At 74.1% G+C, this 21,197-nt stretch carries 21 protein-coding genes; 14 read left to right on the top strand and 7 right to left on the bottom strand.

Features of this window, described 5'->3' with window-relative positions:
* Window positions 1-40 precede the first annotated feature (40 nt).
* The gene (locus QSK10_RS20155; RefSeq protein ID WP_285664418.1) at window positions 41-607 is read left to right on the top strand and encodes a TetR/AcrR family transcriptional regulator; all 567 of its coding nucleotides are present in this window, start codon (window positions 41-43) and stop codon (window positions 605-607) included.
* On the opposite strand, the gene QSK10_RS20150 is transcribed toward QSK10_RS20155, so the two are convergent.
* Together QSK10_RS20150 and trpS are read right to left on the bottom strand one after the other, a co-directional pair.
* Window positions 604-1,362 carry a sporulation protein gene (locus QSK10_RS20150; protein ID WP_285664417.1) on the bottom strand — a complete coding sequence of 253 codons (759 nt, stop codon included), beginning with the start codon at window positions 1,360-1,362 and terminating at the stop codon, window positions 604-606. The genes QSK10_RS20155 and QSK10_RS20150 overlap by 4 nt on opposite strands.
* A gap of 118 nt (window positions 1,363-1,480) precedes the next feature.
* On the bottom strand, window positions 1,481-2,515 hold the full coding sequence (gene trpS / locus QSK10_RS20145) for a tryptophan--tRNA ligase (protein WP_285664416.1): 1,035 nt from the start codon (window positions 2,513-2,515) through the stop codon (window positions 1,481-1,483).
* Window positions 2,516-2,751: 236 nt separating this feature from the next.
* Here trpS and QSK10_RS20140 point away from each other — a divergent pair, with 236 nt between their 5' ends.
* The 3 genes from QSK10_RS20140 to sigJ all read left to right on the top strand — a co-directional run bounded on the left by QSK10_RS20140 (window position 2,752) and on the right by sigJ (window position 5,657).
* Window positions 2,752-3,531 (top strand): SDR family NAD(P)-dependent oxidoreductase, encoded by a 780-nt coding sequence (locus QSK10_RS20140; RefSeq protein ID WP_285664415.1) that lies wholly within the window; start codon window positions 2,752-2,754, stop codon window positions 3,529-3,531.
* Window positions 3,532-3,630: 99 nt separating this feature from the next.
* Window positions 3,631-4,764: an NAD(P)/FAD-dependent oxidoreductase gene (locus QSK10_RS20135; RefSeq protein WP_285664414.1), complete on the top strand. Its 1,134-nt coding sequence runs from the start codon at window positions 3,631-3,633 to the stop codon at window positions 4,762-4,764.
* An 11-nt stretch (window positions 4,765-4,775) separates the two neighbouring features.
* On the top strand, window positions 4,776-5,657 hold the full coding sequence (gene sigJ, locus QSK10_RS20130; RefSeq protein ID WP_285664413.1) for an RNA polymerase sigma factor SigJ: 882 nt from the start codon (window positions 4,776-4,778) through the stop codon (window positions 5,655-5,657).
* On the opposite strand, the gene QSK10_RS20125 is transcribed toward sigJ, so the two are convergent.
* Complete coding sequence (locus tag QSK10_RS20125; RefSeq protein ID WP_285664412.1) at window positions 5,644-6,543, bottom strand: NADP-dependent oxidoreductase; 900 nt, start codon at window positions 6,541-6,543, stop codon at window positions 5,644-5,646. The genes sigJ and QSK10_RS20125 overlap by 14 nt on opposite strands.
* Before the next feature lie 70 nt (window positions 6,544-6,613).
* Between QSK10_RS20125 and QSK10_RS20120 the strand changes: the two genes are divergently transcribed.
* From QSK10_RS20120 to QSK10_RS20100, 5 genes are all read left to right on the top strand, one after another.
* Window positions 6,614-7,585 carry a GlxA family transcriptional regulator gene (locus QSK10_RS20120; protein ID WP_285664411.1) on the top strand — a complete coding sequence of 324 codons (972 nt, stop codon included), beginning with the start codon at window positions 6,614-6,616 and terminating at the stop codon, window positions 7,583-7,585.
* A gap of 35 nt (window positions 7,586-7,620) precedes the next feature.
* Window positions 7,621-10,101: an aminopeptidase N gene (pepN, locus tag QSK10_RS20115; protein ID WP_285664410.1), complete on the top strand. Its 2,481-nt coding sequence runs from the start codon at window positions 7,621-7,623 to the stop codon at window positions 10,099-10,101.
* 56 nt (window positions 10,102-10,157) lie between these two features.
* The gene (locus tag QSK10_RS20110; RefSeq protein ID WP_285664409.1) at window positions 10,158-11,258 is read left to right on the top strand and encodes a PP2C family protein-serine/threonine phosphatase; all 1,101 of its coding nucleotides are present in this window, start codon (window positions 10,158-10,160) and stop codon (window positions 11,256-11,258) included.
* Window positions 11,259-11,268: 10 nt separating this feature from the next.
* Window positions 11,269-11,634, top strand: coding sequence for an Imm51 family immunity protein (locus QSK10_RS20105; protein WP_285664408.1), 366 nt, complete (start codon window positions 11,269-11,271; stop codon window positions 11,632-11,634).
* 616 nt (window positions 11,635-12,250) lie between these two features.
* The gene (locus QSK10_RS20100; RefSeq protein ID WP_285664407.1) at window positions 12,251-13,195 is read left to right on the top strand and encodes a sugar kinase; all 945 of its coding nucleotides are present in this window, start codon (window positions 12,251-12,253) and stop codon (window positions 13,193-13,195) included.
* Here QSK10_RS20100 and QSK10_RS20095 read toward each other — a convergent pair.
* Window positions 13,185-15,002 (bottom strand): ABC transporter substrate-binding protein, encoded by a 1,818-nt coding sequence (locus QSK10_RS20095; protein WP_285664406.1) that lies wholly within the window; start codon window positions 15,000-15,002, stop codon window positions 13,185-13,187. The genes QSK10_RS20100 and QSK10_RS20095 overlap by 11 nt on opposite strands.
* Window positions 15,003-15,081: 79 nt before the next feature.
* Here QSK10_RS20095 and QSK10_RS20090 point away from each other — a divergent pair, with 79 nt between their 5' ends.
* On the top strand, window positions 15,082-15,609 hold the full coding sequence (locus tag QSK10_RS20090) for a DUF6886 family protein (RefSeq protein WP_285664405.1): 528 nt from the start codon (window positions 15,082-15,084) through the stop codon (window positions 15,607-15,609).
* 392 nt (window positions 15,610-16,001) lie between these two features.
* Here the strand turns inward: QSK10_RS20090 and QSK10_RS20085 are convergent, their stop codons facing one another.
* From QSK10_RS20085 to QSK10_RS20075, 3 genes are all read right to left on the bottom strand, one after another.
* Complete coding sequence (locus QSK10_RS20085; protein ID WP_285664404.1) at window positions 16,002-16,223, bottom strand: hypothetical protein; 222 nt, start codon at window positions 16,221-16,223, stop codon at window positions 16,002-16,004.
* 45 nt (window positions 16,224-16,268) lie between these two features.
* Window positions 16,269-16,943, bottom strand: a complete 675-nt coding sequence (locus tag QSK10_RS20080; RefSeq protein ID WP_285664403.1) for a Crp/Fnr family transcriptional regulator — start codon at window positions 16,941-16,943, stop codon at window positions 16,269-16,271.
* A gap of 96 nt (window positions 16,944-17,039) precedes the next feature.
* The gene (locus QSK10_RS20075) at window positions 17,040-17,963 is read right to left on the bottom strand and encodes a hypothetical protein (protein ID WP_285664402.1); all 924 of its coding nucleotides are present in this window, start codon (window positions 17,961-17,963) and stop codon (window positions 17,040-17,042) included.
* A gap of 79 nt (window positions 17,964-18,042) precedes the next feature.
* On the opposite strand from QSK10_RS20075, the gene QSK10_RS20070 reads away from it, so the two are divergent.
* From QSK10_RS20070 to QSK10_RS20055, 4 genes are all read left to right on the top strand, one after another.
* Window positions 18,043-18,396: a DUF488 domain-containing protein gene (locus tag QSK10_RS20070; RefSeq protein WP_285664401.1), complete on the top strand. Its 354-nt coding sequence runs from the start codon at window positions 18,043-18,045 to the stop codon at window positions 18,394-18,396.
* 38 nt (window positions 18,397-18,434) lie between these two features.
* On the top strand, window positions 18,435-19,616 hold the full coding sequence (locus QSK10_RS20065; protein WP_285664400.1) for a sensor histidine kinase: 1,182 nt from the start codon (window positions 18,435-18,437) through the stop codon (window positions 19,614-19,616).
* A gap of 7 nt (window positions 19,617-19,623) precedes the next feature.
* Window positions 19,624-20,259, top strand: coding sequence for a response regulator (locus tag QSK10_RS20060; RefSeq protein ID WP_285664399.1), 636 nt, complete (start codon window positions 19,624-19,626; stop codon window positions 20,257-20,259).
* Between the two features lie 73 nt (window positions 20,260-20,332).
* Window positions 20,333-21,184, top strand: coding sequence for an NAD(P)H-binding protein (locus QSK10_RS20055; RefSeq protein ID WP_285664398.1), 852 nt, complete (start codon window positions 20,333-20,335; stop codon window positions 21,182-21,184).
* The last annotated feature ends 13 nt before the right edge of the window (window positions 21,185-21,197 follow it).

Here is a 21,197-nt window from a genome sequence, read left to right as displayed (position 1 = left end):
TGACGCGGGGGTCAACGCGTGTTGACGTAAGATGTGCCGCATGACCCCCGCACACCGCCGCCGCTCGGAGTCCACCAAGGCCGCGATCCTGGCCGCCGCCCGCAAGCGGTTCATCGACGAGGGGTACGAGCGCGCCACCATCCGGGCCATCGCCGCCGACGCCCACATCGACCCGGCGATGGTGATGCGCTACTTCGGCAGCAAGGAGCAGCTGTTCCAGCAGGTCAGCGACTACGACCTGCGCCTGCCCGACCTCACGGCGATGCCGCGCGACGAGATCGGCGCCCGCGTCGTGCGGCACCTGATCGACCTGTGGGAGACCGACCGGTCCCTGCTGGCGCTCATGCGCACCGCGGTGGCCGACCCGGTGGAGGCCGGGAAGATGCGCGAGCTGTTCGGGACGCAGGTGCTGCGCACGGTGGCCGCCCTCTACGACGGCGACATCGAGAAGGCCGCCCCCCGCGCGGGCCTGGCCGCCACGCAGGTCCTCGGGCTCGCGCTGTGCCGCTACGCCCTGGAGTTCCCGCCGGTGGTGGCGATGTCGGTGGAGGACATCGTGGCCTGGTACGGGCCGACGCTCCAGCGCTACGTCGCCGGCGAGATCTAGCGGCGCGCCAGCAGCTCCAGCTGCTCGGTGAGCAGGCCGGTCAGGTCGCCGTGCTCGGCGTGGGGCACGTGGAAGCGGTTGACGGCGTCGCGCCCGGCCGACAGGAACCCGCCGCGCTTGTCGGCCTCCAGGATCACGTCCACGCCCGCCGGGCTGGTCACGAAGGTCAGTTCCAGCTCCTTGAACGAGGCCCGGTGGCGCCCGCCGGGCCAGTACTCGATCTCCTGGTAGAACGGCAGCCGCGAGCCGGGGACCGTGCCCGGCTCCAGGTCGGCGCCGGAGAAGGTGAAGCCCAGGCGCGCCAGCGCGTCCAGGACCGCCGCCTGCGCCGGCAGCGGCTCCACGTGCAGCGGGTCCAGGTCGCCCTTGTCGAGGGCCCCGGCCAGCTCCAGCTCGGTCGACACGCCCAGGCGCATCCCGTACAGCTGGTGCCCGTTGACCGTGGTCACCGGCGTCTCCCACGGCACCGGGATCGCGAAGGGGACGCTGTGGCTGGACCCGGCGGCCAGCTCCAGCTCACCGGCGACGCGCGCGTCGAAGAACGAATAGGAGGCCTTGCGGGTGGTGTCGTCGCGCTCGATCTCCACCTCGGCGACCAGCTCCAGGTTGATCGCGGTGACCCGGTGATCGGACTTGCCGCTGGAGAAGCGGACCTCGCCCTGGAGGGTGCCGCCGGGCCGGACGGTGGGCGTCGACAGGAGAGTGTCGACCTCGACGCCGACGCCGAAAGCGGACAGCAGCTTGCGCAGGACCATCGGGGGTGTTCCTCTCCGTCTTCTGGCGGGTTGGCCGATCCGGGGCAACGGTAGCCCACCCGTGGGACGGCCCGCCGTCCACTCGCGACCCGGACGGCGGGCCTCCACACGCCGCTCTTCAGTAGTAGGTGAGCATGGCCTCCTTGACCTCCAGCAGAGTCTGGTCGGCCACGGCGTTGGCGCGCTCGCCGCCCTCGCGCAGGATCCCGCGCACGAGACCGGGCTCGGCGGCGTACTCGGCGCGGCGGGCGCGGACCGGCGCCAGCCGCTCGTTGACCGCCTCGGTCACCACCCGCTTGAGGACCGCCGCCCCGCCGTCGCCGATCTCCTCGGCCACCTCGTGCGGGTCACGACCGGCCGCCAGCGCCGCCAGCAGCACCAGGTTCGACACCTCCGGGCGCCGCTCGGGCTCGAAGGTGATGCGCCGCTCGGCGTCGGTCTTGGCGGTCTTGACGATCGCGGCGGTCTCATCGGCGCTGGACTTGATGCTCACCGCGTTGCCGCCGCTCTTGCCCATCTTCCGGCCATCGGTGCCCAGCAGGCGCGGGGCGTGCGAGAGCATCGCCTCCGGCAGCGGGAACAGCTGCGCGTACCGGTCGTTGAAGCGGCGCGCGATGGTGCGCGTCAGCTCGATGTGCGGGAGCTGGTCGTCACCCACCGGCACCAGCGTCGACTTGCAGAACAGCAGGTCGGCGGCCTGGTGCACGGGGTAGGTGAACATCAGCCCGGACACCTGCGAGCGGCCCGAGGCGGCGATCTCGTCCTTGACGGTGGGGTTGCGGCTCAGCTCGGCCGTCGACACCAGGCTCAGGAACGGCAGCAGCAGCTGGTTGAGCGCCGCCACCGAGGAGTGCGCGAAGATCGTCGCCTTCGCCGGGTCGATGCCCACCGCGAGGTAGTCCAGGACCACGCCCTCCACGATCGCCGGGAGGTTCCCGGCCACGTCGCGGTCGGTGAGGACCTGGTAGTCGGCGATGACGATGAACATGTCCACGCCCAGGTCCTGGAGCAGGACGCGGTTCTGGAGCGTGCCGAAGTAGTGGCCCACGTGCAGTGAACCGGTGGGGCGCTCGCCGGTCAGGACGCGGTGCGCCCCGGGGTTCTGCGCGATGTGCGCGGGAACGTCCACGCGGGCGGCGGTGACGGTGGTCATGATGTCTTCTCCTGTAGGACGCGGGCCCCATCGCGGGGCCGGGCGGAGAGACACCGAAGGCCGTCGCGATGGACGGCCCGGGATGTGTGTACGCGTCGGGAGCGGCCGTCCTAGGACGGCCACCAGGCGAGGTTCGCACGGAGACGCATGTGTTCACCGTAGCGCACTCGCGCGACGGCGATCTGTGTGACGCCGGTCTCCCCGCGCGAGGTGCCCGATCTCTCTACAGTGGAGCGATGTCTGAACTTTCCTCACGATTCTCCGGTCGCAGGGCATTCGTCACCGGCGGCGGACGCGGCATCGGCCGCGCCATCACCGCCCGCCTCATCGCCGAGGGCGCCGAGGTCGTCATCGGCGAGATCGACGACGGGGCCGGCCGCGCCACCGCCGCCGAACTGGGCGCTCACTACCTCCACTGCGACGTCACCGACGCCGGGAGCGTCGCCGGGGCCGTGGCGGAGGCGGCCGCCGGCGGCCTCGACGTCCTGGTCAACAACGTCGGCCTGGCCGGGCACGGCTTCTTCGACGAGCTCGCCGAGGAGGACTGGACCCGCCGCTGGGACGCCACCCTCATGGGCGCCGTGCGCTGCATGCGCGCCGCCTTCCCGCACCTGCTGGCCTCACCCGTGGGCAACGTCGTCACCATCGGCTCCATCAACGGCATGGAGGCCTTCGGCGACGCCCCCTACTCGGCGGCCAAGGCCGGGCTCCAGAGCCTCACCCAGAACCTGGCCGTGGAGTACTCCCCGCGCATGCGCCGCGAGCGCGGCCTGCCCGGGCACGTCCGCGTCAACCTCGTCGCCCCCGGCTCCATCCGCACCCGCGCCTGGGAGCCCGAGATCATCGACGCCGTCGGCGAGCGCTACCCCATGGCCCGCGCCGGTGAGCCGGAGGACATCGCCGCCGCGGTGGCCTTCCTCGCCTCGCCCGACGCGTCCTGGATCACCGGGCTGATCCTTCCGGTCGACGGCGGCCTGACCGCCGACGGGCGCCTGTTCACCCTCGCTGACGTGTAGGAACACCCCGGCGCGAAAAAAGTTCGGCCCGCCGTGTCACGAAATCCGGGCGGGTCCCCGTCTCCTTGCCGCAAGCGAATGAGCGAAGAGGAGAAGACAATGCGGAACATCATCGTCCTGGGCGCCGGATACGCGGGTCTCGGCGTGGCGACGCGGCTGGCCCGGCAGGTCGACGCGGGCGAGGTCCGGGTGACCCTGGTCAACGGCCGCGACCACTTCGTCCAGCGCCCCCGCCTGCACCAGGCCGCCGCCGGGCAAAAGCCGGACGCGCCCGGCCTGGCCGGGCTGTTCGGCGGCCCGGCGGCCGAGCTGCGGATCGGCTGGGCGCGCGCCGTCGACACCGCCGCCAAGGTCGTCTCGGTCAGCACCGCCGACGCCGTGGAGGACCTGCCCTACGACACCCTCGTCTACGCCCTGGGCAGCCACGTCGACACCACCGCCGTCCCCGGCATCGCCGAGCACGCGGTGGTCCTGGAGGCCGGTGGCGCGCGCGTCCCCGAGACCGGCACGGTCATCGTGTGCGGCGGCGGCCTCACCGGCATCGAGGCCGCCTGCGAGTTCGCCGAGACCCACCCCGCGCTGACCGTGAAGCTCGTCAGCCGCGGCGAGCCCGGCGCGTGGCTGTCGGAGGGCGCCCGCAAGCACATCGCCAAGGCCTTCGCCCGCCTCGGCGTGGAGGTCGTGCGCGGCGAGGTCACCGCCGTGGAGGCCGGGCGCCTGGTCCTCGCCGACGGCGAGCTCGCCTTCGACGCCTGCGTGTGGGCCGGCGGCTTCGCCGTCGGGAGCCTGGCCGCCGAGGCCGGGCTGACCGTCGACGCGCGCGGCCTGGCCGTCGTCGACGCCCACCTGCGCTCGGTCTCGCACCCCGACGTGTACGTCATCGGCGACGCCGCCGCCGTCACCGGCCGCGACGGCAGCGTCCTGGCCATGGGCTGCCGCGTCGGCGCCTTCCAGGGCCCCTACGTCGCCGACGCGATCGTGGCCGCGATGCTCGGCAAGGACCACGCGCCCTTCACGTACCGCTACATCCACCAGTGCGTCAGCCTCGGCCGCAGGGACGCCGTCATCCAGTTCGTGCACGCCGAGGACGAGACGCCCCGCAACGCCGTCCTGCGCGGCAAGGTCGCCGTCTGGTACAAGGAACTGGTGCTGAACGGCGGACTGTGGGCCCACCGCAACCCCGGCCCCTACGGCCCGCACCGCAAGGTGCGACCGGCGGTCACCGCGCGCTAGGGTCTGGCCCCATGATCGACGTCTTCGAGGAGCACCGCCCGGTCCTGCGGGCGGTGGCCTACCGCATGCTGGGCAGCCACACCGACGCCGAGGACATCGTGCAGGACGCCTGGCCCAAGTGGGAGAAGGCCGCCGCGGCCGAGGAGATCACCAGCCCGCGCGCCTTCCTCGTCACCATCGTCACCCGCCTGAGCCTGGATCGCCTGCGCAGCGCCGCCAGCCGCCACGAGGACTACACCGGCTCCTGGCTGCCCGAGCCGTCCACCGAGGACGACGGCGTCCCGTTCGCCGACGGCGACCCCGGCCGCCTGGCCGCCCTGCGCGACTCGGTCTCGCTGGGCATGCTGGTCCTGCTGGAGTCGCTGTCACCGCTGGAGCGCGCCGCCTACGTCCTGCGCGAGGCCTTCGGGTTCAGCCACGCCGAGATCGGCGAGGCCCTCGACCGCACCGAGGCCACCGTCCGGCAGCTCGTGCGCCGCGCCCGCGCCCACGTCACCGAGCACCGCCCGCGCTTCAGCGCCGACACCGCCCGCCGTCGCGAGGCCACCGAGCGGTTCATGGTCGCCAGCCTCAACGGCGACCTGGCCGCGCTGCTGGAGGTCCTCGCCCCCGACGTCACCGTCGTCACCGACACCGGCGGGCGCGTGAAGGGCAACCTGCGGCCCATCACCGGCGGCGACAAGGTCGCCCGCGTCTTCCACAAGACCGCCCCCGACATCCCCGCCGGGACCGTCGTGGTCTACACCGAGATCAACGGCGAGCCCGGCGCGCTCGCCGTCCTGGACGGCGAGCCGTACGCGACCTTCGTGTGCGACGTCGACGGGGACGGGCGCATCGTGCGGATCCTGGCCACCGCCAACCCCGGCAAGCTCGGCGGCGTCAGGGCACCGTGAGCACGATCTTGCCCCTGGTCCGGCCCGAGGCGATCCGCTCGTGCGCCTCGGCGGCCCGCTCCAGGGGCAGGACGGCGTCCAGCTCCGGCCGCAGCATCCCGCCCTCGGCGAGGCCGGCCAGGACCGTCATCCCGGTGTGGTCGGGCTCCACGAGCATCGTCACCGCCCGGATCCCGCGCGCGGCGGCCCGCTCGGCCAGCTCGCCGGTGAGGGGTGTGGTGATGGAGACCAGGACGCCCCCGTCGCGCATCAGCGGCAGCGAGCGCGCCGGGTCCGGGCCGCGCACGCCGTCCAGGACCACGTCGAAGCCGCCGGGCGGTTCGCCCGCGTAGTCGACGGCCTCATCGGCGCCCAGGCCGAGCAGGAACGCGTGCTTGCCGGGCGAGGCCGTCCCCGTCACGTGCGCGCCGAGGGCCTTGGCGATCTGCACCGCCAGGTGCCCGACGCCACCGGCGGCGGCGTGCACCAGGACCCGCTGCCCGGGCCGGACCCCGGCGGTGTCGTGGAGGGCCTGCCAGGCCGTCAGCCCGGCGAGGGGCAGCGCGGCGGCGCGGACGTGGCCCAGCCCGGGCGGCTGACGCGTCAGGTGCCGCGCGGGGGCGGTGGCGTACTGCGCGTAGGCGCGTCCGGGCGCCGGGAAGCGGATCATCCCGAAGACGGCCTCGCCCGGCTCCAGCAGCGTCACCCCCACCCCGGTCGCGGCCACCACGCCGGCCACGTCGAAGCCGGGCACGTCCGGGCCGTCCTCGCCGTCGAGCCGCAGGTCGGTGGGGTTGACCCCGGCGGCGTGCACGCGCACCAGGACCTCACCCGGCCCCGGGACCGGGCGCTCGCGCTCCACCGTCGTCAAGGTCGCCGCGTCCACCGCCGTCATCGTTTCCGTCATGCGCCCAGCCTCCGCGAGAGGGCCGCACGCCGTACACGGCCCGGGGGCCACCTTGTGACAGGATCGGGCCATGCACGAAGTCGCCGTCCTCGCCCTCGACGGTGTCATCCCGTTCGAGCTGAGCATCCCCTCGCGCGTCTTCGGCGCCACCGAGCACGACCACGACGAGCCGCTCTACCGGGTGCGCACCTGCGGCATCGGCGACGGGCCGGTGCGCACCACCGAGGATTTCGCGATCCTCCCCGAGCACGGCCCCGGCATCCTCGCCACCGCCGACACCGTCGTCATCCCCGCCGCCTACGCCGACGGCGACCCCGTCTACGAGCGCGGCGAGCTGTCCCCGGAGGTCGCCGCCGCGCTGGCCCTCGTGCGGCCCGGGACGCGGATGGCGTCCATCTGCCTGGGCTCCTACGTCCTGGCCGCCGCCGGGTACCTCGACGGGCGCACGGCGACCACCCACTGGTGGCACGCCGGGCACTTCCAGCGGCTGTTCCCGGGCGTGCGCGTCGACGCCGGGGTCCTGTTCACCGACGACGGCGACGTGCTCACCTCCGCCGGCGCGGCCGCCGGGCTCGACCTGTGCCTGCACATGATCCGCCGTGACCACGGCGCCGCGGTGGCCAACGCCGTCGCGCGCACCTGCGTGGCACCCCCGTGGCGCGACGGGGGACAGGCGCAGTACGTCGACCGGCCCGTCCCGCCCGGCGGCGACGACGGGACCTCGCCCACCCGCGCGTGGCTGCTGGCCCGCCTCGACCGCCCGGTGAGCCTCACCGAGATGGCCGCCCACGCGCGCATGAGCCGCCGCACCTTTACCCGCCGCTTCCGCGAGGAGACCGGGCAGAGCCCCGTGGAATGGCTGACCGACCGCCGCCTGGACGCCGCCCGCGGCCTCCTGGAGACCACCGGCCTGGCCGTGGACCAGATCGCCGCCCGCGTCGGCTTCGGCGGCGGCACCTCCCTGCGGCAGCACATGCGCGCGAGCTACGGGGTGTCCCCGGCCGCCTACCGCCGCACTTTCGCCGGTGGCGAAAAGACATAGACGCGCCTGGATGATCGTTTCGTACGCTTGTCGGCATGCCAAGCCTGACCCGCGACGAAGCGGCCACCCGAGCCTCACTCCTCACCGTCGACTCCTACGAGATCCTCCTCGACCTGGGCGCCGGTGACCTCGACGCCGGATTCGCCTCCACCAGCACCGTCCGCTTCGGCTGCGCCGAACCCGGCGCGGCGACCTTCGCCGACGTGCTGGCCACCGAGGTCACCCGCGTCCGCCTCAACGGCGCCGAGCTCGACCCGGCGTCGGTGACCGACGGGCGGCTCCCGCTGGAGGGCCTGGCCGCCGACAACGAGCTCGTCGTCGAGGCGCGCATGGCCTACTCCACCAGCGGCGAGGGCGTCCACCACTTCACCGACCCCGAGGACGGCGAGGTCTACCTCTACGCCATGTCCGGCATGGACAACGCGCGAAGGATCTTCGCCTGCTTCGACCAGCCCGACCTCAAGGCCCGCATCGCGCTGCGCGTGGCCGCGCCCGAGGCGTGGACGGTGTGGGCCAACGGCGCCCCCATCGACTGGGACGGCGTCCGCGCCTTCGCCGACACCGAGCGCATGTCCACCTACCTCATGACCCTGGTCGCCGGGCCCTACGCGACCCGCCTCGGCGAGCACGACGGCATCCGCCTCGGTGTCGCCGCCCGCCGCTCCCTGGCCGAATACCTCGACGCCGACGCCGAGGAGATCCTGCGGCACACCAGGGCCTCCTTCGACTGGTACCACGCCAACTTCGGCACCCGCTACCCCTTCGGGAACCACTACTTCCAGGCCTTCGTCCCCGAGTTCAACTGGGGCGCGGTGGAGAACCCCGGCTGCGTCACCTTCAGCGAGGACCTGCTCTTCCGCGGCGCCGTCACCGAATCCGAGCGCCAGGACCGGGCCGTCATCATCGCCCACGAGATGGCCCACATGTGGTTCGGCGACCTGGTCACCCTGCGCTGGTGGGACGACATCTGGCTGAACGAGTCCTTCGCCGAGTACATGGGCTGGCGCGTGGCCGCCGAGGCCACCGAGTTCACCGGCGCCTGGACCGGCTTCGCCGTCGGCCGCAAGGCCTGGGGCTACACCGCCGACCAGCGCTCCTCCACCCACCCCGTGGCGCCCGACGACGTCCCCGACACCGCCTCGGCCCTGTCCAACTTCGACGGCATCTCCTACGCCAAGGGCGCCGGCGTCCTGCGCCAGCTCGCCGCCCGCCTCGGCGACGAGGCCTTCCTGGCCGGACTGCGCGGCTACTTCGCGCGGCACGCCTACGGCAACGCCTCCCTCGCCGACTTCCTCGACGCTTTCGCCGGGCACGACCTCGACGCCTGGGCCGAGCTGTGGCTGCGCCGCGCCCAGGTCAACACCCTGCGCCCGGAGACCACCGTCACCGACGGCCGCTACACCTCCGTCACCGTCGTCCAGACCGCGCCCGAGCGCTACCCGACCCTGCGCCCGCACCGGCTCGGCGTCGCCGTCCACCGCGCCGACGGCACCGCCGACCGCGCCGAAATCGACGTCGAGGCCACCGAGCGCACCCCCGTCCCCGCCCTGGAAGGCGCCGCCGAGGGCCTGATCCTGCTCAACGACGGCGACCTCAGCTGGGCCAAGGTCCGCTTCGACGACACCGGCCGCGCCCTGCTCCCGAGTCTGCTGCCCGGCATCGCCGACTCTCTCGCCCGCGCCCTCATCTGGTCGGCGGCCACCGACGCCGTCAAGGACGCCGAGATGAGCACCGCCGACTACCTCGCCCTCGCCGCCGCCGCGCTGCCCGGCGAAACCGAGGTCTCCCTCTTCGAGGACGTGTCCACCTTCATCACCAACGTCCTCCTCGACCGGTTCGTCGCCCCCGCCGCCCACGAGACCGCGCTCGCCTCGGCCCGCGACACCGCCGTCGCCGCCCTGGCCGCCGCCGCGCCCGGCACCGGACGGCAGCTGGCCGCCGCGCGGATGCTCATCGAGACCGACGACGGCTCGCGCATCGCCGGGTGGCTGCGCGGCGACGGCGTCCCCGAGGGCCTGCCCATCGGCCCCGACCTGCGCTGGAGCGTCCTGGTGCGGCTGGCCGCCATCGGCCACGCCGGTGAGGAGTCCATCGCCGCCGAGACCCGCCACGACCCCAGCGCCAAGGGCGCCGAATGGGCCGCCCGCGCCCGCGCCGCCCTCACCACCCCCGCCGACAAGGCCGCCGCCTGGAAGCTGCTCACCGAGGGCGCGCCCTCCGGGCGCCTCGCCCAGGCCGTCGCGCGCGGCTTCCACCAGCCCGGCCACGCCGAGGTCTGCGACCCCTACACCGAGCGCTACTTCACCGACGTCCTCACCATCAACGAGCACCTCACCCCCCAGTCGGCCGGGCCCGTCATCCGCAGCGCCTTCCCCCGGCACGCCGTCGAACCCGCCACCCTCGCCCTCGCCGAGAAGTTCCTCACCCGCGAGGACCTCCCGCCGGTGGTGCGCCGCTCGGTCGCCGACGTCACCGACGACCTGCGCCGCGCCCTCGCCGTCCGCGACGCCGCCTAACGCGGCCTGAGGCGAAAGCGCCCCCGGCCGGGGGCGCTTTCGCATTGAATGGACCGGTGGGGAACCGCATCCCGGCGCCGTACTCGCCACCGGGCGTGATCACGCGCCCGCCGTGGCTGCTCTGGCTGCCCCTGTTCGCGCTGCTCCTCTGCGCGGTCCTGGAACGCGCCTTCCCCCAGGTCAGCCTCGTGTTCCTGGCCGCCTTCGCGCCCCTGCTGGCCACCATCGCCTGCAGCGCCATGCTCACCACCGTCTACGGCGTGGCCGCCACCGCCGAGGCGGCCGTCCTCTACCACTTCGACGACTTCACCTGCAGCATGGGCATGCGCGGCCGCAACGAGCTCGCCCTCATCGCCGGGGTCGGCGCGGCCAGCGTCCTGCTCACCCTGCGCCGCCGGCGCTACGACCGGCGCATCACCCGCATCGGCAACGTCGCCGAGGCCGCCCAGTACGCCGTCCTCCCGCGCCTGCCCGCCCGCGTCGGCGACGTGGAGTGCTCCGCCCTCTACCGCTCGGCGCAGATCGGCGCGATGGTCGGCGGCGACCTCTACGACGTCCGCGACACCCCCTACGGCGTGCGCGCCATCGTCGGCGACGTCAAAGGACACGGCCTGGAGGCGGTGTCCACGATGGCCGCGCTGCTGGGCACCTTCCGCGAGGCCGTGCTGGACCTGCCCTCCCTCGCCGACGTCGCCGGGCGCCTCGAACGCCGCATGACCGTCGACAACGCCGCGCGCGACGCCGAGCTGTTCGCCACCGCCGTCCTCATCGGATTCGCGCCCGGCGAGGTCGAGGTCGTCCTGTGCGGGCACCCCAGCCCGTTCCGGCTCACCGGCGGATCCGTCGCGCGCCTCGGCGGCGACCCCTCACCGCCACTGGGCCTCGGCGACCTGGCCGCCGGGCCTCCGATGGCCGTCCGGACACCGCTCGCGCCCGGCGACGTGCTCCTGGCCTGCACCGACGGCGTCCTGGAGTCCCGCGACGCGTTCGGGCGCTTCTACCCCCTCGAACGGCGGCTGCGGACCTTCCTCGTCGGCCGCCGCCCGCCGCTGTCCCGCCTGACCATGGGCGTCTGGGACGACCTGCGCGACTTCACCGGTGAGCCCGCCGACGACATCGCCATGCTCGCGCTGCGTCCCGTCACACCCGGCCGGTAGCCTGCCCGGCATGGTCACCGAAGCGGACTTCGCCGCGTTCACCGCCGTCTCGCTCGTCCAGGGCTCGACGAGCAACTCCGTCATCTTCAGCCCCGGCGGATCCACCGACCGGCACACCCTCGGCGTGTTCGCCGAGGCCGGACTCGAAGGCGGCGGCTACGACTGGCAGGGCGCGGTGCACGCGCTGGCCCTCGACCGCGACGAGGACCTGCCGAACCGGTTCCGCTTCGACTCCGAGGCCGGGATGTTCTGCGCGTACGGCACCGACCTGGCCGCGCTGCACGCCGTGGCCGGGCTCGTCGAGGAGCTCATCGCCGACGAGGCGCTGCTGCGGGCGAGCCTGGTGAAGGCGGGGGAGAAGGACTTGCTCGACTAGGGACGGGCGGGGCGGAACGGGGGCGCTGGGGCGACGTGGGGGACCGGCGGACCGCACGTGGGTACGCCGGTCGCCGTCGCGCGGCCTTGAGGGGGAGCGGCCACCCGGTGGCCCGCCGGTGCCGTGGTGCGCTTCGCGGTGGCCGGTGGCCGGGGGCGCTGCCACCCGCGCCCGGCCTTCGCGCTGCCCTGGCGTGCGATTCGGGGGCGCGCCCGCGGCTGCGCACGGCGGGCCGGGCCGGTTGCGGCCTGGTGCGGGAGAACCACCGCCCGTGGGCCTCGCGCGGTTCGGTCCGCGTGCCGTTGGCCGCGCGCCTCATGGGCCGCCCGGCCTGCGCGGTGCCCACCGGCGGGCCGTCGCCGTGCCCTTGGGCTGCCATGCGCCGTTCCGCCGACCGGCCCGATCGCCGTCGAGCAGTGCCTCTACCGGCTTCCCGCCCGGCCGTGAGCGGGGAGCGGTCGCCCGGCCGGACGCGGCCCGGCGGGCCGCGTCCCACGGCACCGGCCCGATCGTCCTCGTGCGGTGCCCCTCTCGTCTTCCCGCTCGGCGGGATGCGGCTCGCGGGCCCGCGTCCCACCCACTGGCCCGATCGCCGTCGCGGGGCTAACCTCGTCGCGTGCCGACGAACCCGCCCCCGGTCCTGTGCGTCGGCGAGACGATGGCGGTGGTGACCCCCACCGAGCCGCTGCCGCTCGCCGAGGCCTCCGTCTTCGCCCTCACCCACGGCGGCGCCGAGTCGAACGTGGCCGCGCACCTCAGCGAGCTCGGCGCGCCCTCGGCGTGGCTGAGCCGGCTGGGCACCGATCCGCTCGGCGACCGGGTGCTGGCGGCCGTCGCCGCGCACGGCGTCGACACGCGGTGGGTCGCGCGCGACCCGGAGGCGCCGACCGGGCTCTACCTGAAGGACCCGCGGCCGGGCGGGACGCGCGTCCACTACTACCGGCGCGGCTCGGCGGCCTCGCGCATGTCCCCCGAAGACATCGCGGGCTGGCCCCTCGAAGGCGCGCGCTGGCTGCACCTGTCGGGCATCACCCCGGCGCTGTCGCCGGGCTGCGCCGCGCTCGTCCCGGCGCTGATCGCGCGGGCCCGCGAGCTGGGCGTCCCGGTGTCCTTCGACGTCAACCACCGGCCCGGGCTGTGGACCGCCGAGGCGGCCGCGCCGGTGCTGCTGGAACTGGCGCGCTCGGCCGACGTGGTCCTCGTGGGCCGCGACGAGGCCGAGGGCCTGTGGGGGACGGCGACCGCCGAGGACGCCGCCGCGCTGCTGGCCGGCCCGTCCCACGTCGTCGTCAAGGACGCCGACCGCGAGGCCGTGGAGTTCGCCCCGGACGGCGTCCACCGGCTGCCCGCGCGCCCCGTCGACGTCGTCGAGCCCGTGGGCGCCGGGGACGCCTTCGCCGCGGGCTGGCTGGCCGCGCGCCTGCGCGGCGACGGCCCGCAGGCACGGCTGGCGCTGGGGCACTCGCTGGCCGCGTGGACGCTCGGCGCGACCGGCGACCACCGGCCCGGCCACGGCCGCGAGGTGCGCGGCGAGGACCGGGCCGGGGCGGCTACTTCCTGACCTTCATCAGGTCCCACTGCGGCGCCTCGGACGCGGGGTCGACGACCACGGTCTCGGGCACCACCCGCTCGCCGATGGCGGCGACGTACTGCTTGTAGGCGATCGGCACCACCGGCATGCCCGCGTTCAGCAGGGCCTCGGCCTGCTGGTAGAGCGGCAGGGCGGTCTCCAGGCTGTTCATCGCATTGGCGGTGGCCAAGGTCTGATCGAAGGCCGGATCGGCGTAGCCGAAGTAGTTGCCCTTGCCGTACAGCGGCGTCAGGTACGCCTCGGCGCAGGCCTGGTCGGGGATCCAGCCGCTGGCCCAGCCGCCGGTGAAGCCGTGGTCGGCCAGCTTCCCGGCGAACTCCGTGCTCGGCGTCGGGGTGACCTTGCACTGCACGCCGAGGGACGCGGTCACGTCGTTGCAGACCAGGGTCATGTACTGGAGCGCGGTCTGGTTGTACTGGCTGACCTGGAACTCCAGGGGCGTCTTGACGTCCCAGCCGGACTGGGTGAAGGCGGTCTTGGCGGCGACCTGGTCGTGGCGGCAGTCGGAGCAGGAGCCGTCCTTGTGGCCGGGCATGCCCGTGGGCGTGAAGGACGTGGCCGGGGTCAGCCCGCCGATGGCCTTCGCGATCGCCTCCCGGTCGATGGCCAGCGACACCGCCCGGCGCAGCTCGGGACTGGCGTAGCCGTTCTTGTCGGTGGGGAAGCCCAGGTACATGAACGAGCCGGTCGGCTTGGTGACCGCCGTGGTGGGCGCCGCGCCGGGTCCCTGCCGGATGAAGTCGACCGAGCCGGACGCCAGGGCCGAGGGGCCAGCGCTCGGGTCCGGCAGGTAGGTGACGTCGATGCCGCCGAACTGGGGTTTCGCCCCGGCGAAGGCGTCCCAGCGGGTCAGCTTCAGGTCGCCGTTGCGGGAACCCGAGGACAGCTGGAAGGGCCCGTTGCCGATGGGCCGGTCGTCGCAGGCGGTGGTGTTGGCCAGGCAGGCCGGGGCCATCGGCGACCACACGGGCATCGCCAGGGCCGTCGGGAACGCCGCCCACGGCCCGGTGAGGGTGACGGTGAAGGTGCGGTCGTCGAGGACCTGGAGGCCGCTCATGGTGGTGGCGGCCTTCTGCGCCTCGGCGAAACCGGCGATCCGCTGGAACGCGTAGGCCCCGAACTGGTCGTTGACCTCGTCGGCGGCGAAGTTCCAGGCGTCCACGAAGGACTTGGCGGTGACCGGCTCGCCGTTGTGGAACGTGTAGCCGGGCCGCAGCTTGATCGTCCACACCGTCGAGTCGGTGGTGGTGATGCTCTCGGCGAGCCGGTTGACGGGCATCCCGGTGGTCGCGTCGGTGCGGGTGAGGCCGGCGTAGAGCGCGGTCAGGACGGTGTTCTCCTGCTCGTACCCGGCGTTGCCCGGCAGCAGGCTGAGCGGCGCGCTGATGCCGATCTTGAGCACGGCGTCGTTGGTGCCCACGGCCGGTTCGCCGGACGGTCCGGTGATCACCGGGTTGACCGGCGGCTTCCCGGTCAGCGTGATGACGAGGGTGACGATGACGGCGACCACGACGAGGACGGCCGCCGTCCCGCCGATGAGCAGCCCGGCGCCGGGGCCCTTCTTGGCCGGCGGCGGGGGAGGCGCGCCCCACGGGGCCTGCGGCGGCTGCGGCTGGTAGTGGGGCTGCGGCTGCGGCGCGTAGGCCATCGGCGGAGGCGGCGGTGGCTGCTGATACTGCGGCGGAACCTGCTGGTAGGGCTGCTGCGGGTACGGGTACGGCTGGTACCCGTGCTCCGGTGGCGGCGCCCCGTGGGGAGGCGGGGGCGGCTGTGTCATGCGCTGCTCACTTCGAGGGGACGGCCTGGGGCGTCGTAAGGGTAATGCGGGACGGCCATGGGCGTGATGGACTGTCGCGATGCGCCCGGAACCCGGTCAGGTCCTGCACTTCTCCGAAGATCCCACCATCACCCGCTTCGAACCCGTACCCCACCCCGTCAGCGCCGAGGGCGTGGTGTGGGCCGTGGACGCCCATCACGCGCCCGACTACTGGTTCCCCCGCGACTGCCCCCGCGTGATCGCCCGCGCCGAGCCCGGCTCGGCGCCCGCCGACACCGACCGCTTCCTCGGCCCCGGCGTCACCCGCGCCCACGCCGTCGAATACGCCTGGCTGGAGGCCATCCGCACCGTCCGCCTCTACGCCTACCGCCTCCCGGCGGAGACCTTCGACTACGTGCACGCCGACCGCCACGCGATGGTCTCCGCCGCGCCGGTGACACCGCTGGGACCGGCCGAGCCGGTGGGCGACCTGTTCGCCGTCCACGAGGCGGCGGGCGTCCCGCTGCTGGTCCTGCCGCGCCTGGAGGCGCACTGGGCGGCGCTGCGGGCGAGCACGCTGGGGTGGGGCGGGATCAGGCTGCGCAACGCGCTGGGGGCGCCGTTCTAAGGGCAGCGCGGCTTCGAGGCGGCGGATGTGCGGTTCGTCCTTGGGCCGGCGCAGCATGCGCTTGTAGTCCAGGACGGCCGACAGCGGCGCGAAGGGCACGCCGTCGAAGCGCTCGGCCTCGTCGATGAGGCGGTCGGTGTCGAGGTCGCCGACCCATCCGGCGGTGACCTCTATGCGGGCTTCGTGGAAGTGGGCGACGGTGGCGCCGTTGAGGGGGGCGAGGCCGGTGGTGCCGCCGCGCAGCGCGCGGTCCCAGGAGTCGCCGCGCGCGATGACGTCGAGGTCGCCGACCTCGGCGAGCCCGTTGGCCAGCAGCGGCCCGCTGCCGAAGACGACGTACTCGCCGGGGTCGAGGCCGATGGTGAGCAGCCGCCGGACGAGCGGGTGCTCGCTCACCCGCGCAGGCGGCGGCGTTTCGGCGTCCGCTCCAGGGATCCACAGGCTTCGATGATCGCGGCCCGCTGGGCGGGGTCGGTCCCGTCGAGGGCGGTGGTCAGGCGCGCGGTCTTGTTCTGCTCGCGGACACGGGTGAGGCGGTAGCGGAAGTAGGCGGCGACCGCCGCGGTCACCGGCGCGGCCGCCACGCCGGTGAGGATCTCGGTTAACAGGCTCATCGCGGCCGCCGCCGCGTCCGGTGGTCCATGAGTCCTCCTCCAGGCTCACGAGGCGACCAGTTCGCCGCGCCCGATGCGGTCGAGCCGGGCGGGGTCGATGATGCGGGTGACGCCGCGGCGGACCTCGACGATCCCGGCGTTCTTGAAGTCGCGCAGGACGCCGACGACGGAGTCGCGCTTGAGACCGGTGAGCCCGGCGAGCTGCTCCTGCTTGAGCCGGATGACGCCGGCGCCGTCCTCGTCGTCCCACACGCGCAGTGCGGCGAGGTCGGCCATGGTGATGGCCAGGCGGCGCTCGGCGGGGAAGCGGTCGATGACCTTGCGGCGGTTGACGTGCAGCAGCCGCCGGTAGGAGCCGGCGAGCTGCCTGATGGCGGCGGTGGGGTTGGCCTCCAGGAAGGACAGCCAGGTCGCGCCGGGCAGGACGAGCGCGGTCACGTCGGTGAGGGCGATGACATCGGCGGTGCGGGGGGAGTTCAGCAGCGCGGCGATGTCGCCGACGACGGTGCCGGGCGGGAGGATCTCCAGGGTGCGGTCGGAGCCGGCGAAGGCGATCATGGCGTGCCCGCGCAGCAGGATCATCACGTGGTCGGAGGTCTCGCCCTCGGCGATGAGCAGCTGCCCGGCCGGGCGGCGCTGGAGGGTCCCGGCCGCGCGCAGCAGCGCGAACTGCTCGGGGGTGAAGTCCTCACCCGGCGGGAGTTCTGTCGGTCCGTCCATGCTCGAAAGCGTATCAGTCCGCACAAGAAAACGGATCCGTCCACTCCCGAGTGTCGGTACATCGACACACCTGAGTGGACGGATCGGCAGAGCGGTCTAGAAGGGCGACCTCCCCAGCGCCTCGCCCGTCCGCGCCGACACCAGCGGCCGCGTCCCCAGCGGCGCGGCCAGCGTCGCCGTGACCGGTGTGTAGTGGGCCATGTCGTCGCACATCTCGCTCTCGCGGCGGACGGTGCCGGCGACGACGACCGCGCTCGGGGTCTCGGCGACCACGGGGGTGACGTCGGTGTCGCAGGAGCCGGTGATCAGCATGAACGTCACGCTGGTGCCCTCGACCGCGTCGACGCTGACGGCGTCGACGTAGCCGGGGAGGTCGGCGGGGCCGACGTCGGCGCGGGGCGGGTCCTGGACGTCGGCGGGCGCGACGGCGACCTGCGCGACCGGCGCGTCCAGCCCGGCGACGGTGAACAGCCAGGCGGGCGCCTCGGCCATGCCGCGGCTGGTGAGGACGCGGGTGGTGCCGAATGTGGCGGCGGTGATGGTGAGGGTGGTGCAGGGGAGGGTGTGGGAGGTGGACCCGTCGGGGCCGGAGCCGGAGGAGGAGTCGGGCACGGGGGCGGGGCACTCGGGGGGATCGGCGGGGGCGACCTCGCCGAAGGCCGCCTCGGCGGTGATCAGCCCGACCTTGAGGGGATCGCCCTCGGGGAACGTCACCTCGCCGTCGCGGGGGCCCTCGCGCAGCTCGGCGTCCAGTTTGAACCAGCCCGCGTTCAGCGCGGCGTTGGTGGCCTCGTCGACGCCCTTCGGTTTCTGCGTCAGCGGGGCCAGGGGGACGAAGCCGGTGTACCAGGCGCCGTCGGCGGGCAGCCGCTGCCAGGCGGCGGCGACCTGCGCGGCGCGCGCGTCGAAGTCGGCGCGGGAGGCCGGTGAGGGTTCGCCGCCCGGCGCGTCGGCGGGCCGGGCGCAGGCCGAGAGGAGGACGACGGACAGGACGGCGAGTCCAGTGATGCCGGTTCTCATGGGGATGGGACGTGCGGCGGCCCGCCCCGGGTTCCCGCGATCGCCCGCCGCCGCGTCCGCGCCCGGCGACAATGGCCGGGTGAGCTTCCGAGTGCGCCGTGTCTACGACGAGCCCGATCCCGGCGACGGACGCCGGATCCTGGTCGACCGGCTGTGGCCGCGCGGGCTGGCCAAGGAGCGCGCCCACGTCGACGAGTGGGCCAAGGACGTCACGCCCAGCAACGAGCTGCGGCGCTGGTTCCACGCCGACCGCGACGCCCGCCGCGCCGGGTTCGAGGAGCGCTACCGCGCCGAACTCGACGACCACGCCGAGGCCGTCGCCGCGCTGCGCGCCGAGGGCGAGCGCGGCACCGTCACCCTGCTCACCGCCACCAAGGACCCCGGGACCAGCCACGTCCCGGTGCTGCTGGCGCGCCTGGAGTCCCCCGCGTAGGGGAGGCCGGGCGCCCGCCCCTGTGCCACGATCGGTTCATGATCCTCCGGCCCCTCCGCGACCGCGCCACCTACCTCACGTGGGCGTGGCTCATCGTCGGCGGTGCCCTGGTGATGCCGTACATGATGGCCGGGCAGGTCATCGCCGTCTCCTGGCGGCGGGAGGCGCTCAGTTTCATCTCGGTCGACCTCGTCGTGTTCGCCGCGGCGATCCCCGTGGTGTGGCTGACCGGGCTCGTCCTGCCGGTCCGCGCGCTGGAGACCGTCGCCGCGCGGTCCCTGCTCGGGCTCGGCGACGGCGCGCTGACCACCTCCCGGTGGCGGGTGGCGGCCTGGTTCACCCTCCACCTCGGCGTCGGCGGATTCCTCAGTGGCGTCACCCTCGCCCTCGTGCCCTACGCGGTGATGCTGGCCGTCACCCCGTTCCTGGGCGACCTCGCCGTCCGCACCGGACTGGCCGAGACCTTCGCGTGGACGCACGGACTCGGGTATCTCGTCGCGCCGCTGATCCTGGTCGCCCTCGTCTACGGCATCGCCCTCGCCGGGACGATGCTGCGCCCCCTCGCCGCGCGCACCCTCGCGCCCACCCCCGCCGAGCGCCTCGCCGCCGCCGAGGCCGCCGCGCACCGCCTCACCGAACACAACCGCCTCGCCCGCGAACTCCACGACTCCATCGGCCACGCCCTGTCCGTGGTCACCGTGCAGGCCGCCGCCGCCAAACGCGTCATCGGCACCGACCCCGACTTCGCCCGCACCGCCATGGGCGCCGTGGAGCAGACCGCGCGCGTCGCGCTCGCCGACCTCGACCACGTCCTGGGCGTCCTGCGCGACGGCGAGAAGTCGGCCACCGCGCCCCGCGTCGGGCTCGAAGGCCTGCCCGGGCTGGCCGCCTCGGCGGGCGTGCCCGTCGCCTACGTCCTCGACGGCGACCTCACCACCGTCCCGGCCGTGGTCTCCCGCGAGGCCTACCGCATCGCCCAGGAGGGCGTGACCAACGCCGCCCGCTACGGCGACGGGGGAGAGGTCGCGCTGAGCGTGCGCGTCACCCGCGCCGCCCTCGACCTCAGCGTCGGCAACACCGTCGGTCCCGGCGCGGCCCGGCCCGGCGGCGGGCGCGGCCTGGCCGGCGTGCGCGAACGCGCCGCCACCCTCGGCGGCACCGTCCGCGCCGGAGCCGAGGACGGCCGGTGGGAACTGGCGGTGCGCCTGCCCCTGGCATGATCGTCGCGTGACCGTACGCGTGCTGCTGGCCGACGACGAGGTCCTGATCCGCACCGGCCTGCGGGTGATCCTCGACGCCGAACCCGACCTGGAGGTCGTCGGTGAGGCCGCCGACGGCGTCGACGCCGTGGAGATGACCCGCCGCCTCCGCCCCGACGTGATCCTCATGGACGTCCGCATGCCCACCGTGGACGGACTCCAGGCCACCGAGCGGATCGTCTCCACCGTCCCCAACCCGCCCAAGATCCTCGTCGTCACCACCTTCGACAACGACGAGTACGTCTACCGGGCCCTGCGCGCCGGAGCCGACGGCTTCCTGCTCAAACGCGCCCGCCCCGAACGGCTCATCGAAGCCGTCCGCGTCATCGCCCAGGGCGACAGCCTGCTGTTCCCCGCCGCCATCCGCGACCTCGCCCTGCACCACCGCGGCCGCGAGAGCGCCCTCGACCACGCCGGGCTCACCGACCGCGAGGGCCAGATCCTGCGGCTCATGGCCACCGGCAAGACCAACGCCGAGATCGCCGCCGAGCTCTACGTCAGCGCCGAGACCGTCAAGACCCACGTCGGCAACGTGCTGGCCAAGCTGCGCGTCCGCGACCGCACCCAGGCCGTCATCGCCGCCTACGAGTCCGGCTACGTCTGAGACGAAACCGTGTCCACGGTGGACCCGATCGGCCGACCCCGTCCCCACCCCGGCCGGAGTTAGGTTCGCCGACATGAAGATCATGGTGACGGGGGCTACCGGACGGCTCGGGAGCCTCATCGCGGCCCGCCTGCTGGACGCCGGAGTCGACCCCGGCGAACTCGTCCTGGGCGTCCGCGACCCCGCGAAACTGTCCTGGACCCACGGCGGCGAGGTCCGCCACGCCGACTACGACCGCCCCGAGACCCTCGACACCGCCTTCACCGGCGTCGGCAAACTCCTGCTCATGTCGGCCAACGGCACCCACACCGAACGCGCAGGACAGCACGCCCGCGCCATCGACGCCGCCGCCCGCGCCGGAGTCGCCCACATCGTCTACACCGGCATCCTGTCCACCGCGCCGGAGATCATCGGGCGGCCCGCCTGGGACACCGAGATCGCGCTCGCCGCCTCCGGCGTGCCCACCACCGTCCTGCGGCACGCCCTCTACACCCAGAACTACGCCACCGACCTGCCCGAGGCACTCGCGGACGGCGAACTGCTCACCGCCACCGGCGACGGGCGCCTCGCCTCGGCCGACCGCCGCGACCTGGCGCGCGCGGCCGCCGCCGTCCTCACCGGCACCGGCCACGAGGGACGCGCCTACGAACTCACCGGACCCCGCGCCTGGAGCCTCGACGAGATGTGCGCGACCGCCGCGAGCACCGCCGGACGGCCCCTGACCCACCGCTCGGTGAGCGTCCCCGAACTGCGCCGCGTCTTCGCCGACCTCGGCGTCCCACCGCACGGGATCGACGTCATCTCCGGCATCCAGGCCGGCATCCGCGACGGGCTGTTCTCCACCGTGACCCCCGACCTGGAGAACCTCCTCGGCGGGCCCGCCACGCCCATGGAGGAGACCGTGCGCGACGCGCTCGCCGTCTGAGACCGCCCGGCGA

The sequence above is a fragment of the Actinorhabdospora filicis genome, from assembly GCF_030269765.1.
Taxonomy (GTDB): Bacteria; Actinomycetota; Actinomycetes; order Mycobacteriales; family Micromonosporaceae; genus Actinorhabdospora; species Actinorhabdospora filicis.
This window is presented reverse-complemented; position numbering and strand designations above follow the sequence as displayed.